The sequence below is a fragment of the Ruegeria sp. ABM4_193 genome (assembly GCF_056158705.1).
The window spans coordinates 1,908,319-1,923,814 of the sequence record NZ_JBSWTT010000001.1; the positions used below are offsets into that span (position 1 = coordinate 1,908,319).

Annotated in this window: 9 protein-coding genes; 2 read left to right on the plus strand and 7 right to left on the minus strand. The window is 53.9% G+C overall.

Features of this window, described 5'->3' with window-relative positions; genetic code table 11:
- Position 1: 1 nt before the first annotated feature.
- Both ACXADZ_RS09605 and ACXADZ_RS09610 read right to left on the minus strand, forming a co-directional pair.
- The gene (locus ACXADZ_RS09605) at positions 2-2,827 is read right to left on the minus strand and encodes a peroxidase family protein (RefSeq protein ID WP_475195631.1); all 2,826 of its coding nucleotides are present in this window, start codon (positions 2,825-2,827) and stop codon (positions 2-4) included.
- A gap of 13 nt (positions 2,828-2,840) precedes the next feature.
- Positions 2,841-4,571 (minus strand): thiamine pyrophosphate-binding protein, encoded by a 1,731-nt coding sequence (locus ACXADZ_RS09610; protein ID WP_475195638.1) that lies wholly within the window; start codon positions 4,569-4,571, stop codon positions 2,841-2,843.
- 346 nt (positions 4,572-4,917) lie between these two features.
- On the opposite strand from ACXADZ_RS09610, the gene ACXADZ_RS09615 reads away from it, so the two are divergent.
- Entirely contained in the window at positions 4,918-6,009 is a 1,092-nt protein-coding gene (locus ACXADZ_RS09615; RefSeq protein WP_475195641.1) for a hypothetical protein, read from the plus strand.
- Positions 6,010-6,181: 172 nt separating this feature from the next.
- Here ACXADZ_RS09615 and ACXADZ_RS09620 read toward each other — a convergent pair whose 3' ends face one another.
- A complete protein-coding gene (locus ACXADZ_RS09620; protein ID WP_475195644.1) occupies positions 6,182-7,567 on the minus strand; it encodes a glycoside hydrolase family 108 protein in 1,386 nt (461 codons plus the stop codon).
- A gap of 542 nt (positions 7,568-8,109) precedes the next feature.
- Between ACXADZ_RS09620 and ACXADZ_RS09625 the strand changes: the two genes are divergently transcribed.
- Positions 8,110-9,318 carry a hypothetical protein gene (locus tag ACXADZ_RS09625; RefSeq protein WP_475195648.1) on the plus strand — a complete coding sequence of 403 codons (1,209 nt, stop codon included), beginning with the start codon at positions 8,110-8,112 and terminating at the stop codon, positions 9,316-9,318.
- Between the two features lie 152 nt (positions 9,319-9,470).
- Here the strand turns inward: ACXADZ_RS09625 and ACXADZ_RS09630 are convergent, their stop codons facing one another.
- The 4 genes from ACXADZ_RS09630 to ACXADZ_RS09645 all read right to left on the minus strand — a co-directional run bounded on the left by ACXADZ_RS09630 (position 9,471) and on the right by ACXADZ_RS09645 (position 15,110).
- Positions 9,471-10,400: a M48 family metalloprotease gene (locus ACXADZ_RS09630; RefSeq protein ID WP_475195653.1), complete on the minus strand. Its 930-nt coding sequence runs from the start codon at positions 10,398-10,400 to the stop codon at positions 9,471-9,473.
- Positions 10,394-11,008: a hypothetical protein gene (locus ACXADZ_RS09635; protein ID WP_475195657.1), complete on the minus strand. Its 615-nt coding sequence runs from the start codon at positions 11,006-11,008 to the stop codon at positions 10,394-10,396. Before ACXADZ_RS09635 ends, ACXADZ_RS09630 begins: the two co-directional genes overlap by 7 nt.
- Before the next feature lie 330 nt (positions 11,009-11,338).
- Positions 11,339-14,218: a DNA/RNA non-specific endonuclease gene (locus tag ACXADZ_RS09640; RefSeq protein WP_475195660.1), complete on the minus strand. Its 2,880-nt coding sequence runs from the start codon at positions 14,216-14,218 to the stop codon at positions 11,339-11,341.
- A gap of 184 nt (positions 14,219-14,402) precedes the next feature.
- On the minus strand, positions 14,403-15,110 hold the full coding sequence (locus ACXADZ_RS09645) for an IS6 family transposase (protein ID WP_475195665.1): 708 nt from the start codon (positions 15,108-15,110) through the stop codon (positions 14,403-14,405).
- Positions 15,111-15,496: the final 386 nt, after the last annotated feature.

The following is a 15,496-nucleotide window of genomic DNA, read 5'->3' on the forward strand; positions in this document are numbered from 1 at the left end:
CTCAGCCCTCCTGCACGATATGCCATGGCGCAAAGGCCGTGGCGGCTTTTGGCAGCACTGGCGCAAATTCGGGAAAATGGCGCAGCAGCACCGATTTCATTCCATTCTGTGCAACCCAGTCCATGCCCAGATGCGTATATATTTCCGGTCGGAAATCGGTGGTCAGAAAGCGATCCGACTGCAATCGGCGCGAGGCCATCAGGATGAAGACACGAAAGGCGGTGTCCGAGAAGCCAAACCCGTCCGGTGGGGTTTCGCCCAACAGACCGATCACAGTGTCGACTTTGTCGATGTCTCCATACAGCTCTTTCAAAATCCTGTTTGTCTCTGGGCTTGCGGTCAGTTCGTCCCAATCGGTCACGGGCGGCATGTGCAGCCCCTTGCGGAATTCATTGTATCGCGGCACGCGGCGGGCTCGGGTACGTACAATGTCCACTACGGATAGGTCGATTAATTCACCAAAACGTTCAAGATTTTGGAGGGACTTCGGAAAGTTGTGCAGCGTAATCGCGCCCGGATGGGCGATCCCCTGAGAATAAAGGCAATCGCGTAGTCCAAGCATGCGCAACTGCTCGTCTGTCTGTTCCCCCTGAATGTCGAGGAAACCACGCCGCGCTTTTTCTTTGCCAGTTGTAAAGTCATAGAAAATATAGTCATCCGGGATCAGGGGATGCATCCGATAAACGGTCGCAAATTCTTCGGTCAGGGCGTACCGTCCGGTGTGGTGATCCGGCTCGGTTTCGGGAATACCTTTCAGCGCGTGAACATCCGTCAGCCAGATACCCAGCCGTGTCAGCCAGGATGTCGGCGGGCCATACCAATTGGTTTTCATACCGATATCCAACGCTTCGGTGCCCAGAACGGCGGGGGTCCATTCCACCGTATGGATTTTGGCGATCAGAGCGGACACGATGAGGCGCGCCGTCTGGTAAACGCGTTCTTCGTCCATGTTGGGATACGCACGCTGCAACGCGTCGCACAATAGGTTGTGTTCGCGGGCAAACAGCGTATGTAGCGTGGACAGGCCCAGCCACCAGCTTTCGTTGAAACCGGTAAGTTCGAAGCCTTTGACGCTCAGGGGCAAATAACCCTCTTTGGTTAGTTTAACCTTTGGACCGTCACGCAGCTTTTTCGCCGCATCAGTATTTACGCCGTAAACCTGCGACCCGTCCCACCAATGGGAATTCTCATTGGCGAAGAGGAAAGGATCATTTGCGCCCTCTTTTGGAATATTGCCCGCGATGCGCATATTGCGTTCGGGCTTGCCATCAGGCCGGTTCTTCCAATCGGGATAGCCATCCGGGATCGGTACGATATCATCGTCTTCGTCCAGCTTGCGACGTTCGTGTGCGACCCAGTCGTGAACCTGAAACTGAATCCATGACGCGGCCAGAATGTTCAGGATCTTGGCCGGAATGAAGGCCTGCCGATCCATCAGTTTCCGAGCGACCTCGATTGGGTTCGGGCTGTCGCCGGGCTGATCCTGTGGTGGCATGTTGCGCCCGAAAGTGGCGCCAGCAGCCCCCATTTTCGGATCAGACAGGTCGTTGTAACTGCCATCATGGGTGCGATAGATACTATATTCCGGCTTGGGTTCCGGCGGGACCGCGCGGGCGCTTGGCGCAGCTTCTTCCGGGTCCGTGTCGATTAGGTTTTTTTGCCTCAGATCGTATCTGAGCGCGTCCAGATTGAGCAGTTGGATCAAAAGGAAGGGAATTTTGTGCCACGGCACACGGCGATTTACCGCCCGCAGGATGGATCGGGCGGCGGTACCGAAAATCCGGTTCTGGATCGGTGGCGGTGGCGCTTTGAACCGCCTACCCTGCCGATGCGATGCAGATGCGTCATAAGCAGCCTTACGCGCCCGGTTAAGATTTCCAAGCGGGCAAAAATCGTCGGTCGTGTTCCATGGATTGAAGCCCATACTTTCGATTTCCAATGACTCGGCCAAAGCCTCTGGAGTCGACAGGTCGCGCTGCGGCAGGACCAGTTCCGCAACCTTAATCGGCGGGCTGACCAATTCGTCCCATTCATGGGCCGCATCCTCGATGGGGGTTTGCTCTTCAGAGACGAACCTCTGCACGAACAGATCAAAGACAATGTCTCCATTCGCCTGCCGAGCAGCATATTCCGACGACAGGCGCGCGGCACCGGCATAATTGCCCTGAACGCCCGGTGCGCCCGGAGCGGGCTTAAACGTATAGCGCACCGCCTCGTTGCCCCAGGCGATTGCGCCCCGGCTCCAGTAACTCTCCAGCGCGACGCTTTCGCAGACGCGCAAAGCTTCGCGGACGTTGCCGAGCATGCGCCGGGTTTCCCCGAAGCCCAAAACGAAGCACAGGCGCACCAGCCCGATCAGTTTCGACACTCGCCCGCCGGAAACCGCATGGGCAAAGACCACGAATTGACGGGCGTTGCGGGCATGGGGCACCGGAAAATTTGTAGCTAGAAGATCATGCGCGACATCGTCGGCTTCACTGACGCGAACCGCCAATCCGCGCAGATCCTTTTCTTCGTCGGATTGGGTCTGCGTGGAGGCGTTCGAAAATCGTACGGTCGTAGGATACCGTGCCCCGGGCTGTGCAAATCCAACCTGCATATCGTCGGGCAGATCATCGGCAAACCGCAATTCGCCCCCCCTGAAAGCCGCAATGGCCTTTTTGTGAAAGGCCCGATCAACCTGCCGCGCGCCGCCAGCCGCCATGGATTTCAGCTGCGCTGCCATCATCATTTCCGCAAGCGCCTTGGTTTCTTTCAGTTCGGCCTCGGGCGATCCCCCCACATAAACCTCGCGCCATTTCCGTAAGGATTCCGAGCTGCCGTCCATGGTGGTCTCCTCTTTACAATCCGAAGCGTGTGCGAATGCCTTCCCGGATCGCCGCGAGCACCCCCTCGGGATGAGGTGAGTAATTTGGCAGCGCCAAACGCGTGATCCTTGCGTCAATGAGAGTTGGCTTGCCGCTTGCCAGCGCCGCACCAAAGGCCTGCTCAAATTCATCCAGTTGATTGACGACAAAACCTTCGGCGCCACAGGCGCGGGCGTAGGCTTCATAATCCGGGTTGTCGAACTCAACCAAACCGGTCTTGAAGAAGGCCGATAGTTGATAAAGCTTGATCAGTTTGAATTCGCGGTCGTTGAAGATGACCCAAATCACCGGAATGCTGTACTGCACGGCCGTCATCAGTTCGAAACCGCTCATCAGGTAGGATCCATCACCCACGGCGGCGACCACCGGGCGGTGCATTTCGGCGTATTTCGCGCCGATCGCTCCACATACACCAATACCCATTGGCCCATATGTGCCTGGTTTGCGGAAATTTTGGCCGTCTTTGAGTTCAAGGTAATACCCTGCCCAAGCCGCATGTGCCCCTGCATCAGCCAGGACAATTCCACCCGGAGGCAGCATTTGCGAGATCTTCTGAACCATCTCGCCCGGATGCAGTTGCTTCTGCGGAGAGATGATAAAGCGTTCGTCATAATCCTTTGGACGAAAATCACGTTTTGACACCGGCCCCACTGCATCATCAATACGATCAAAAAGTCCCTGCAGCGCCTGCCGTGCATCGCCGAGTATCACGTGATCCGCTTTGTAGAACTTGTCGAATTCTCCGGCATCAATGTTGATGTGGATCAGGGTTTTGTCGTCAAACAATCCATCGTGGAAATCAAAAGTCGCATGCTGTGCAAAGGAGTTGCCAACTGCCAACACCACATCCGCCTCGGAGAACAACTCCCAGGCCGCCTTGTGGCCAGAATCGCAGTAAAGCCCGATAGCCAGAGGGTTCTCCTCGGCCACGATGCCTTTTCCGTCCATCGTCGTGAGTAACGGTATCTGGAACCGTTCGATGAATTTTCTGGTGAGGTCATTGGCCCCGGCCAGAATCGTACCAAACCCGGCCAGCATTACGATGGTCTTATTCGCACCAATCGCCTGCGCCAGAACTTTGGAAACTGCATCCAGTGCCTCGGGATCTGGTGCCACCCCTGTTTGAGGCATACGCAAGGGCCGGAAGTTCGTCACTTCGATCTTGGGGTCAGTTATGTCTTCTGCCACCGCTACATGCACGGGACCCGGCCGCCCTTCGAAGGCGATGTTGATGGCTTTTTGAAGCGTATCGATCAGATCATCCGGATCGGTGACCAGAAAATCCGCTGGCTCGCCCGTTACAGGGTCTTTTTTGGTAGCGGCACGGAACATCATTCTGGAATTGGGTGTGCGCGCCAGGCCGGATGTCTCGTTCAGACCGCCCCTCCCCTGCCAGGCAACCGTGGAATATCCGCTAATTGCCAGCAGCGGATAGCTGTCCGTCAGGGCGACACACATGCCCGAGATCAGGTTAAACGCACCTGGTCCTGCTGTGGCAAAACACACGCCCAGCTTGCCGCTGAACATTGCATGGCCACAGGCCATGAATGCAGCGCCCTGTTCGTTCTTTGCAATGACCGATCTGATTTGGTTCGATGCGTCCAGCGCAAGCATGAGTCCTGCGGCATTCTCGCCTGCTCCACCATAAGCGGCATCGACTCCGATAGTTTCGAGTGCGGCAACGACCGCTTCGTAAACCCGCATCAAATGCAATCCTGAATTGATTTCTACAATACCCCAATAATAACAGAAATCGCCGCCATAAGAAACAGTGGGGAAGATTGTTCGCGCATAAGCAGAAACACATTTGGCTCAGACCACAACAAAGCGCGGTTTCAGAAGCATTTAGCTGTCCTAAAGAAATGCTTACTGATTATGTACGGTATGGGAGTACTTCTTCTGCCCTGTGCTTTGTCCAACAAGCCAAACGAAAAACAGCCAAATATTCAATTAGAGTACCTGACTTCCAATCAGATAAATCGAGTTGAAAAGTCAGCGGAAAAGTTTCCCCACGATCACTGAAATATAGGTCCCTCAGGCAACTGTGCCTGTGATCGATGCCGACAGCAGCAATATGTGCTATGATTTCCTTTGTTATTTTCAGAAACGCAAGAGGTCGGACTTGTCTAACCGTCGTGTAGAACTGCGTTATTTTTTAATAGCATTGGCGCCGGTTTTCATTTTCGGATTGCATGAGCTGATCCACCATCATCTGATTGCAACAGATTTGAACGTGCCGCTCGAAATTCTGAATGACGAGAATACATGGCTGGAAGCCGTTGGCCGTTTTCGGTTTCTTGCGGCGTCCTGGTTTTTTGCGTCTCTTGCTGTGTTGGCAGTAGCTTTGCTTATCCGCAATCTGACACGACCAATGGCGCGCGATACAAGAATTGCAGCAATTGCCACGGTACTTGCCATATTCATGCTGGCGGTGGTTCCTACGATCCAACAATATGTGACGTCGACCACTCCCAGAATTTATCATCAGGTCGGTAAGGCTGTGTTTGAAACGGCGTTATCACGTGGAACCCTGCCAGGGTGTTTGGAACCTGACGATTATTGGCTGTTGGGCACGTGCGGAGAGATACCTGTTTTTACGATGTTTATGCGGGTATTGGATATTATCAATGCGCTCGCCGGGCTTGCGGTCGGTGCACTGATAGTTGGCATGATCCTGTGTCTGGCGACCGGAAATCATGAAAGTGTCGAGGAAACGGCTGCAGAATTGGCCAGAGGCCTTCACCAGATGCGGCAGCAACTATACTTGTCCAGCCTGGTTCTGACCTTTGGAATGTTCTTTGCGTCGAGCTGGATGTATTGGCCTCTGCCTTTGATCTCCGAAACAGAAAAAGCCGCTTATAACTCGCTCATTACTGCATCAGCGCTCTTCACGGGAACTTACTTCTGCCTGCTTATGCTAAGTTTCTACCTTCCGGTCGCACTGATACTGGATAGCAGGGTCAAAAACCTTACTTGTGTGGTCAGCCAAGTTGAAATGAATAAGAAGGGCTTTGATATCGAAGACTGGAAGGCCTCGCGTGGGTTGAAAGAAGGTGTGGGTGAAGTCTTGCGCACAGGGCTCGCAATCGTTGCACCAATTCTGGCATCGTTCGCAGGTGGAATAGCTCCCCTTGCTGTATAGTCCGTGTTGCAGGACGAATGCCATCCGGTCTCTGGCAGGTCATCGAGGCTAACATTAAGCCTCCCCGATCGAACGAAGTACCCGGTCAATACGGGAGCCAGATTATCACCCCACCGGATGAAACCGCAGACCGTCTCCTCTGACCTATAAGTGCTAAACCCAGGCGTCCACCTTAGCTTCCGCGTGCGAGCGCCAGAGCTTGAGCTTCAGTTTTTTGAACTCGGCGTGTCCAGCCCCTGCCGAAGGTTTCGAATATCCTTAGGCCTCGATAAAACTCCATCCGCAGCTCACCAAATCGGCGAATAATGTGCATGGGGTCGACGGCAGCGACGGCGGCTAGTGTGATGGGTCCAATAACACCGTCGTCCTTAACTCCGACGACACGTTGCAGGGTCTTTGCAGAACGACCCGGACCGGCATTCACACCAAAATCAAATACAACTAAATCAACTCCGTCCGGCAGTTCGTCGCAACTTAGCGCGTTCCAGTAATTTGCATGGTAGATCTGCTTGGCTTCGTCTTCGGTGAGGTTTCGAACATCGTCCACAGTAATTTCATCAGGGCGACGCCATGCCTTGAGCGTGTTGAATGTGATACCCATGTTCGTCGCGCCTCCGGGATCATCCGGGTGGTCAATAAACCCACCTTCGGCTTCCAGAATCGGCCCGATACAACGAGAGAAATTTGACTCGTTCGCCAACTTTCGTTTCTCCCCCGCAGGTTGGGGTGCTGTCGCAGCATGGCCCGAGGAATTAAACTCCGCCAGCTTGGTTGTGTCTGTTTTCGCAACGTGTTCCATCAAACGCTCTTCGCGGCGTTCTTCGGCCGCAACCCGACGGGTATCGATCGTAAGTGTATTGATGTCCTTTTGCTTCGATCCCTGGGAGGAGCCGAGCCAGAAGCTGACGACTGTAGCGAAGGCCGCTGTGAGCGCGCCGATCACGATGTTGATTATTTGGAACAGACGTTCTCCCTGATCAGTTTCCAGATCAAGCGCCGGAATTTCAAATAGCAACAGAACAGCAAGGATCGAGAAGAAGCCAACCACAATGATTGTTGATATGACAGGGGCTGCCCAAGCGAACTTGCTTCCACTGGCCGCAAGTTCCTCAAACCCTTCTCGGGCATCGCGCACGTCCGAAAGACGTTTCTGGAGTTCGGTAAAGTCTTGTTTTCGAGCGGATTCTGCAGCGGCCAAATCCGTCTTGAGCCGATCCATGGACTGAGCATGTGATGTTTCAAGTTGCTGCAGCTCGAATTCCCGTTTGCGCTCATCGGCGCTTCTTTCATTTTCGCGCTTTTTTTCCTCGGCTTCACGCTTGGCGCGTTCCTCTTCGGCAGCAATTTCCGCGAGACGAATTCGCAGATTGGCCGCGACTTGCGGATCTTGCTCAATGATCTTTGTTGCTGCTTCCGGATCGTTGGAATTAGTGGCCTCTTTTACTGCGCCTTCAATCGCACCTGATATTACGTCAACGGAATCATGGTGTTTCTTTCCAAGAACCAGCTTTAATATCTCTGGCAATACACTGCCAGCAATTGCAATAAATGGACTCATAATCGGCGCCTTTCAGAACAACTCTTCAAGTGCAAAATCTTCAATATTTTATCATATTTCTCCGTCTGCGTCATTTGCTTTGCAGGTACCTGAATACTACGGCAAAATTTCATATGTCGAACCCGTAGCAAGATTGACACTATATTTGCGAATTCAAAGTTGCATTGCACCACGTTACCGACGAAGAAATTACAGGGCCGGCAACTCCAAATTGGGGAAGTCAGAAACTCCCATCTGGTTGGCAATTACTCTTTGTTAAAGATTATTTTTGGATGCATCCGCATTTGATGTCAAGATTATGGTTGTGCGCCCATAATTTGTTCAATTATTCAGAGGTATTTCGGTATGGTACGCTCATTCATTTTGGCCGCCGTTCTTGTGGCGATCCCTTTTGAACCGGTTCTCTCGCAAGCGCCCGGTTCCCGTTGCATGACCAGTCAGGGATGGTGCTGGGCCTCGCCGCCAGGGACACCCGGCCAACCCTGCGTTTGCCCAAATCCCAATGGGTCAGGTACGATTCCTGGCACTCTGGTGTAGCAGTTATGACAAAGGACGATGATCGCTTCGTTCGTCAGGTGCGTCGTGTATGTGATTATCTCGTCGCCTCTGGCTCGCCTCATGCGTCCGAACTCGAAGATGCTCTCAGTGGATATGACGATACAGAAAATGGCGTCGATCAGCGAAACGAGCTACGCCGGGCGGCTAGCAAAGTCTTTCCGACAATAGAGAAGCGTACACTTGCGGCTGTCCTTTCCGGCGACTTCAGGCTCGGAGAAAAAAACCAAACCGGACGAACCTCTCGGCTTCTCGCACCGACCAATGTTGTTGCTGCCTTTGGCGTTATATTAATCATTTTGTCGTTGCACTGGACTTATTGGTCGACCCGCGCAAGTGCCGCCATCGCCAGTCTCGACAACGTACTCGAAATACATCGCAACCTTAATATTGAAGAAATTGTTTATACACGCGACTTTTGCCAGTATCAAAAAACTGAACTCGACGATCAGGATGTAAATCGGTTCATCTTGGCGGTTCGCGAGATGGCTCATTATGACACGGTTTGGTATGATTCGAGCCAAGATGCGCAATATCTGACAAATGAATTCTGGCCTTTTCGGCAACTATTTTACGCGGCCAAGGGCGCAATTAGTGGCCTTTTGGAAGATCCGGAAGAGAGAAGTGTCCAAGAAAAACAACTTTCCGTCCCTGTCTCATCAGTTGGCAACAAGGACGATATCTGTGAATTTTTTTCAAAACTTGAGAAGCGCACCCTGGATACAGAGTATCTCTGGTACGAAAGTTCGTATGCCGACCTGGCGAAAACGATTCCGCTCCGTCAGGGCTCCGATGTCGTGTTCCTAGGGAGAGTGACCGCAAACATAGAAGTGCAGAAGAGGAATCTCACTGAACTTCAGCTAATTGTACATCGATGGATACTCCCTACGCTGCATGGCGCTCTGGGCGCTATCATCTTTTGTTTAGTACGGGCCATTCGTGAACCGTTTCTTGTGCCGTTTAGTCCCCGCGACATCTTACTGCGCTCGTTTTTTGGCGCCTTTGTGGGCTATCTGGTTTCAGCGCTCTTCGTTCCATTTGGCATGCTCGGACAGACAACGGCGGGAGCGGCCCCGATAGCCTCTATCGCCGCATTTATCCTAGGTTATTCCATCGACTCGTTCATCAGTCTTCTTAACCGAATGAATCGCTACATCGTCGAACTGCCGGAGCAGAAGGATCCCGAAAAATCTTAGGCGATGCATTCGAAGACTGAACAGTCCGGGTTGCCGTGTTACGCTCTTGGGTGCTCAGCTACGGCATCGAATGAATTGGACCCGTAATCAGTCATTCTGGCTCTGAAACACATGCTAAATTTAGGGCGTGCCGTCCAGTTCTAAAAATGTACTTAATGCGGGCATGAATGGCGCAAGTTGGAGACTGGATAATCATTGAACATCGCAGGCGCGATCCAATTCAGGAAACTGTCGTCATCTATTAGGTCGGAGAAAGCAGCGGTCATCATCCCCAGTTGAGAGATCAGTTTGGCTTCACGCGCAGGATCAGCCTCTCCATGCGCAAACTCGTCCGGGCTATCTATCAGCCTCTCAGCCATCGCTCGAATGCGCTCAGCCGAAACAGGATGTGTATTCTCACGCCGCCCCTTCTCGCTTGCCGGGTCGTGCCACCAAGCAGCCTGATAGTACCAGAAGATACCCATCGGATTGCCGCCCAGCCGCGCGAAATGATCCAGCGCAAAGGTATCCGCCTCGGTTTCCTGTCGCTGGCTCTCCGCACCCTCTATTCCAGTGCGATGATCAAGCAGGATATGCCCCAATTCATGTGCCAGAAGAAACTGCACACCTGACGAGAAGATCTTGCCGCTAAGATCGTAGGTATAATTGTCAGCGAACAACTTGTCCCGATCCAGCCCGAACGCGACGAGTGGCGCGGGCAGGTTTTCATCAGCTCGAAGCAGCGCCGCCAGATAGGTCTGAATGTACTCTTGCGGACATGAGCGGGACTCAAACCAGGCGTGCAACGTCGCGATGTCGTCATAGAAGCGCAAAGATGTCAGCGGCAAATGGATCTCCTGCCTCGCAGGTGCCGCATAGAACGACATCGGGCCCGGACCGCGTTCGGGAAATATCAATTTTACGTCGCTGGCACGGGCTCTGTACTCGGATGGCAGGCGAGGCACGATATCCTGCCACATCACAGACTGGATCGAAGGGACCGTACGTTCTCGAACACGTTGAATTTCTGCCGGGCTGTAGACGACCTCGGCTGTCGAAAAACCCGCGGTGGCAATCCAAAGGAAAAAGGCCTTCTTTAGCATCCGGTGTGCTTTCCATCAAAGAATTCAATCGCTTCCGGTGTCGGATTGGTGCCCAGGTTGGGATTGCGCGCCCAGTTTTCGAACTGAAGCACGGCACCCCAATTGCTGTCCCAAACTTCTCGCATGAGCTTCAGCTTGATTTCTGTCAGTTCAGATTGCGCAGGTGGACGTACGGTGGTCGAGGCCGCCAGACAGTTGAGCGTCCAAATCTGGTGGCGGACGCGCTGGCGCGCGTAGCTGCTGACCTCAGCCGCGGCGATGTCATGCGTTTGGGTGTTGACCGCGCCCGTGAACTGACCCGGAGCAGTTGCTTCCAAAGCGGCGGTCTGCCCGGAAACGGCTTCACTAGCAGGAGGTGGCGCGCTGTAGGAAATCGGGTGCGACAAGCTTACCCAAGCGTAGAGAATAACCGCCAACAGTGCGAAGACCGGCGTAGACAACGCCACTGAACCCGTGATGCCAAGCGAACCGCCATCCTTCAGCGTCACTCGCTGCACAGTTTTCCAGAAGCCGACGAGTACGACCAATGCCACGACGATAACAATTGCGGTCAGCAGCAGACGTTCGGACATACGGAAAACGATAATGGGGTTCAATCCTTCGAACATACCATAATCCCGTATCTGAATACGAAATCATACCACAGCGCGCGCGCGACACCAAAACTCGGCGCATCAATCTTCTGTAGGAAGGTACACGCGGAGACGTGTCAAATCGATTTCTATTGAATGCTGTGTGTTTACTAAACGTGCGTCTGCCAGCCTTCAAAATCCCTTTGAAACGCTTCTGATCCGGGTCGCACCTGATTGTTGGGTCTCCGTAGCCGCCCCTCGCCCCAACATTCACCAGCAAAATCTGAGTTAATTTTTTTCAATCCAAAACAGTTGTTTAGCGCGAACTTTTCCCTCATGCTTATCGCTGTTCCAACATGTTGTTGATCAGAGGCCCAGATCTTCTGGTCCGTTTACCTCTCTTCGTGCGGCCATGCTTTCAAATTCACCACCAGCAACATCAAATGCTTGGAAGTCGCTGGTTTTCAAACCCGTCAGTTCGCCAATTACATGTATTGGCAATCGATGCGTTCGATAATCGCCGAATGCCTCCTCGACAGTCGGGATGAGGTTCTTTTGCGTATGGAGGTACCCTACGGCGCGAAGCCCCCCCGGGGTATCGGCCACAGCGATCTTCCAATAATCCGACGGCACCTGCACGATGCCACGATAGACCGGATCATCCGCACGGAATATGGGACCGGTAAAGATCGAAAGCTTGGCGGCATTCCGTTCAGCCCAGTCGAGGAGATAATCCTCCAGCTCCAACCAAACACCTTGATTGAGGCGCGCGTGCTGAGGTGCACAAACGGTGTAATGAAACGTATCCGCCATCGCCATCCGGGCATCGTCCTCGGTCCCCCACATTGGCGCGAGGCGCCGCACCAGATGTCCGCGGTCGTAGTCGTTATGGCGGTACGCCTCGTTGTCGATCTGGGACGCCCGGGGAATCCGCAGATCAATACGCCAGTCCCCTGAACGGTGCAGACGGCGCAGGCGGCTGCCGTCAGTGTTGCATGCCGTCATCATGGCGAGCTTACGATCCGCGTGCATCACAACCGAGAAATGCTTGTAGGGCAGATCAGGCCGACCATTGACCTCAAGTATCCCCGTCTCTTCAGGGGGTAACGGCAACTCAATCCGTTGACTCAGGAAATTCGGGTCGTACCCCGGTATGCCGTCCCAGCGATCTGGCCGAAAGGCTTCCCCCGAAGTGCCAATCTCGCCGGCCGGTAAATCCGCATTTAATCCGGGAAGAAAATGGTCCTCACCTTTGCGAAGCTGGCCCATAGGTGCGGAAAGTGGGTCGGGCACCTCAACTGACTCGGCTCCGACGAGTCGAATTATGTTTCGTGCACTTGCGTCTCCCTGCTGCGCGGCCTCACGCACATGCCGGAATATCTGGCTGATCCGAATACCTCGGTTTGCGATCCACTTGTCGGGAACGGTCGGGTGTGGCACCGAGCGATGATGCAGAGCAACTGGAAGCCATTGGTCATTCAGAACCGGCGCACCGGAAGAGCCCGGCTCTGTGTCGGTGCTGTAATAGATGAAATCGCCCTTTACACCGATGATCGTACTATCCCGAAGAGCAATGCTTTTTCTGTCGCCCCTCGGGTGCTGGATGATTGAAACCGGCTCGCCCTTCACGGCCTTGCCGCTTTCTTCAATCAAGGTGAACTGCCCGAACCTGGAGAGGTCGTCACCTGCATCATTATCCATCCGCACCGACACGAAGGTAAAATCGAGCGCGGTACGATCCGAGGTTAAGAAGATGTCGTCGGTAACATCAAAAGTCACTGTCGGCATCGGTTGAAAAGTATCATTGTCTTGATAGTTGAATATCGCTTTCGCACGCCGGGCGGCATCGCGACTGGCGATGACGTGATTATTGGTCAGCAACAGCCCCGGCCCCACCAGGAAACCCGATCCCGAGCCGACTGGAATCTCCCCGCGGGCGAACAGCTGGATTTTCGCAACCGCGGCAGCCTTACGTGCCCCGCGGGAAAGGTAGTTGACCGGAAACAGGTTGGACTTGCCCAAAATACGCTCGAAGGCACGATCGTCATCGTTAGGCACCATGTGGCGACGCGCGCGAAGGCGTTTCTCCTTGTCAGGGCGCGCCTCTTGGCGCTGAAGTTCCTGGTAGTCTTCGAGGATCTCCATGTCCATCCGACTCAAATGCCCCCTAGAAGCGGCACCAATCAACGTTGGGGTAGACCCGTCGATGATCGCCTCCTCCGCGGCAGCCGCTTCCAATGCCGCAAGTTCAAGATCAAACGGTGTCGCGGATTCATCTTCGACCGAAATGCTGATGCCGGGTTTCGGGCGGGCAATCTCTTCTGAGGAACGGATTTGGGCTTCAAAAAGGGCGGCAACACGGGCGTAGCCCGGGTTGCGTGGATGAAGCTCGTCATACCAGCTGTTGGCAGAATTCCCAACGCGGCCGCGGCAGTCCACATGATGGGCGCGACCAGGGAACCGACCTTCAAGGCGCTGCATTCGGGTATTCAAAAGGTCGATCAGATATCCTGTGATCGCCCCTTGAAACGCTCTGGGAATCCCCAGCTTTTCCATTGGCTTTCCAAGCCACTTGCCACCGCGACGAGGTATCGGGCGGTCATAGCCATGAAAGAAAATTCGAAGAGTGGGACGCACCGAAAGGGCATCGCGGATAACCAACTCATAGCCATCCTCGACGCGCGCCAACGTGGCCCCAACCGCATCGGTCCGGATGATATCGCCGATCTCCATTCCTGGCTCAAACTGGTGCAACAGCAACGCCAAGTCGCCGCCGCCGAGTACATCGTTACCCGAAGCCGAGAAAAGGAACACATCCGCGTTTTGCTTGGCGATCGCCTGCCGGTATTCCCGCATCGCAAGCATATTTGACAGCGTATCGCCTGCTGCGCCGAGTGAGTTCACAGCGAACGGCTCTATCAAGTTGTCTATGGTGTCGTGAAGCAGCCAGGGGTACTGAAACCAACTGTCGCCTTCTGATACTATGATCGGGCCAGAATAACCGGTACGCAGGCGTTGACGGAACTTCGCAAGACGGTACCCGCGGGCCCAACCGTTTGCGGCCGCCATCGCTGCGGCACTCTCATCGGCATCGTCTGGATCTTGCCCCCGCAACTGGATGTTGGGCTGAAAGGGGTGCTCAGGGCTACCGCCTTCAACAAACATGGCACCCAGTCGTTCAAGCTCTTCGATGTTGTTGTCTTCGAGCGCATTGCTAACATTATCGAGGAAGTCGTTGGCGTCCATAAGCGTCGCCTCCTGCAGATCAAAATCGAAAGACTGTTATTGATGCTTGCCCATCTGCGAGATGGGTCGCGTTATAAAAAACTACTGAACAAGGGCTCAACTATAGCACCAAGCCATCTTTTCTCAAAATGGGTTCTGTCAGACAAATTCGAACCAGTCTCAGCTAGGCCAGTAGAGCTGTCCTTTATTCGGCACAAAGACCGCGCCACTCGGCAAGAGCGACGGTGCGTGTCAACTTGAAGGTGTCTCGGCTGGTGAGCGATCGTTCCTGATTGAAGTGATTGTAGACGGAGGAATGAACGGAGGCGAATTTCTGTAAACTTCGCATGCGCCTGAAACGTTGCATCGCGCGTTCGCGTCGTCGGAAAGGCAGGTGCGAGTTCTCGACGCGGTTGTTGAGCCACCTGCCCGTCCTTTGTTTTTCGAGCGCACCCAGTTCTCTGAGCGCGGCTCTGTATGAGGCAAAGCGATCCGTGACGACGGTTTCCGCTTTGCCGTGTCGCTTCATCAATTTCCTGAGGAATTTCAGTGCTGCAGCCTTGTTTCGGCGTTTGGTGACAACGGCTTCCAGCACCTCGCCTTCATGATCAACGGCCCGCCAAAGATAATGCCTCTTGCCATTCACCTTCACGAAAACCTCGTCCACATGCCACTTCCATTTTGAAAAGGCTCGGAGTTGCTGAACACGCTTTCTTCGGATCTCAGCAGCAAACATCGGCCCGAACCTGTTCCACCAATATCGGACAGTTTCGTGGCTCACGTCGATGCCTCGCTCGTGCAACAGGTCTTCGACATTCCGAAGCGAGAGCGGGAATCGGATGTACAACATCACCGCAAGGCGGATGATCTCGGGACTGGTTTTAAAGTACTTAAAAGAGGCAGGATTGGTCATAGGCTAAAGCTACGCAACCGCCCGGCCCGCCTCAAGCCAAGTTCTTCTGACAAGACCGTTTCGGCAGTAAATATGCTTAACACAAAAAGTCTAAACCCCCTAAAAGTGTCGAATGCCAAGGTCTCTTATGGGCTCGAAACAGCCATTCGCTACAGCTTGCATGAATGTCCGCCATGCGGACAAAGCTGACGTCGGTGGGACTAGAACCAATGTCTGCTTTTTGGCGATTGCCGCCGTTCAGGGAACGCTTGTGAAGGTCCGCTTTACGTGCAGTGCGCATGGTGTGAAAAACGCGCCGGGCAAAAACCGGTCATTCGCTGCATGGGCGAAGAATTAGTCCGCGATTTCTATAGACGGCGCTCACGCAACGTATTTGCGAGACTTGA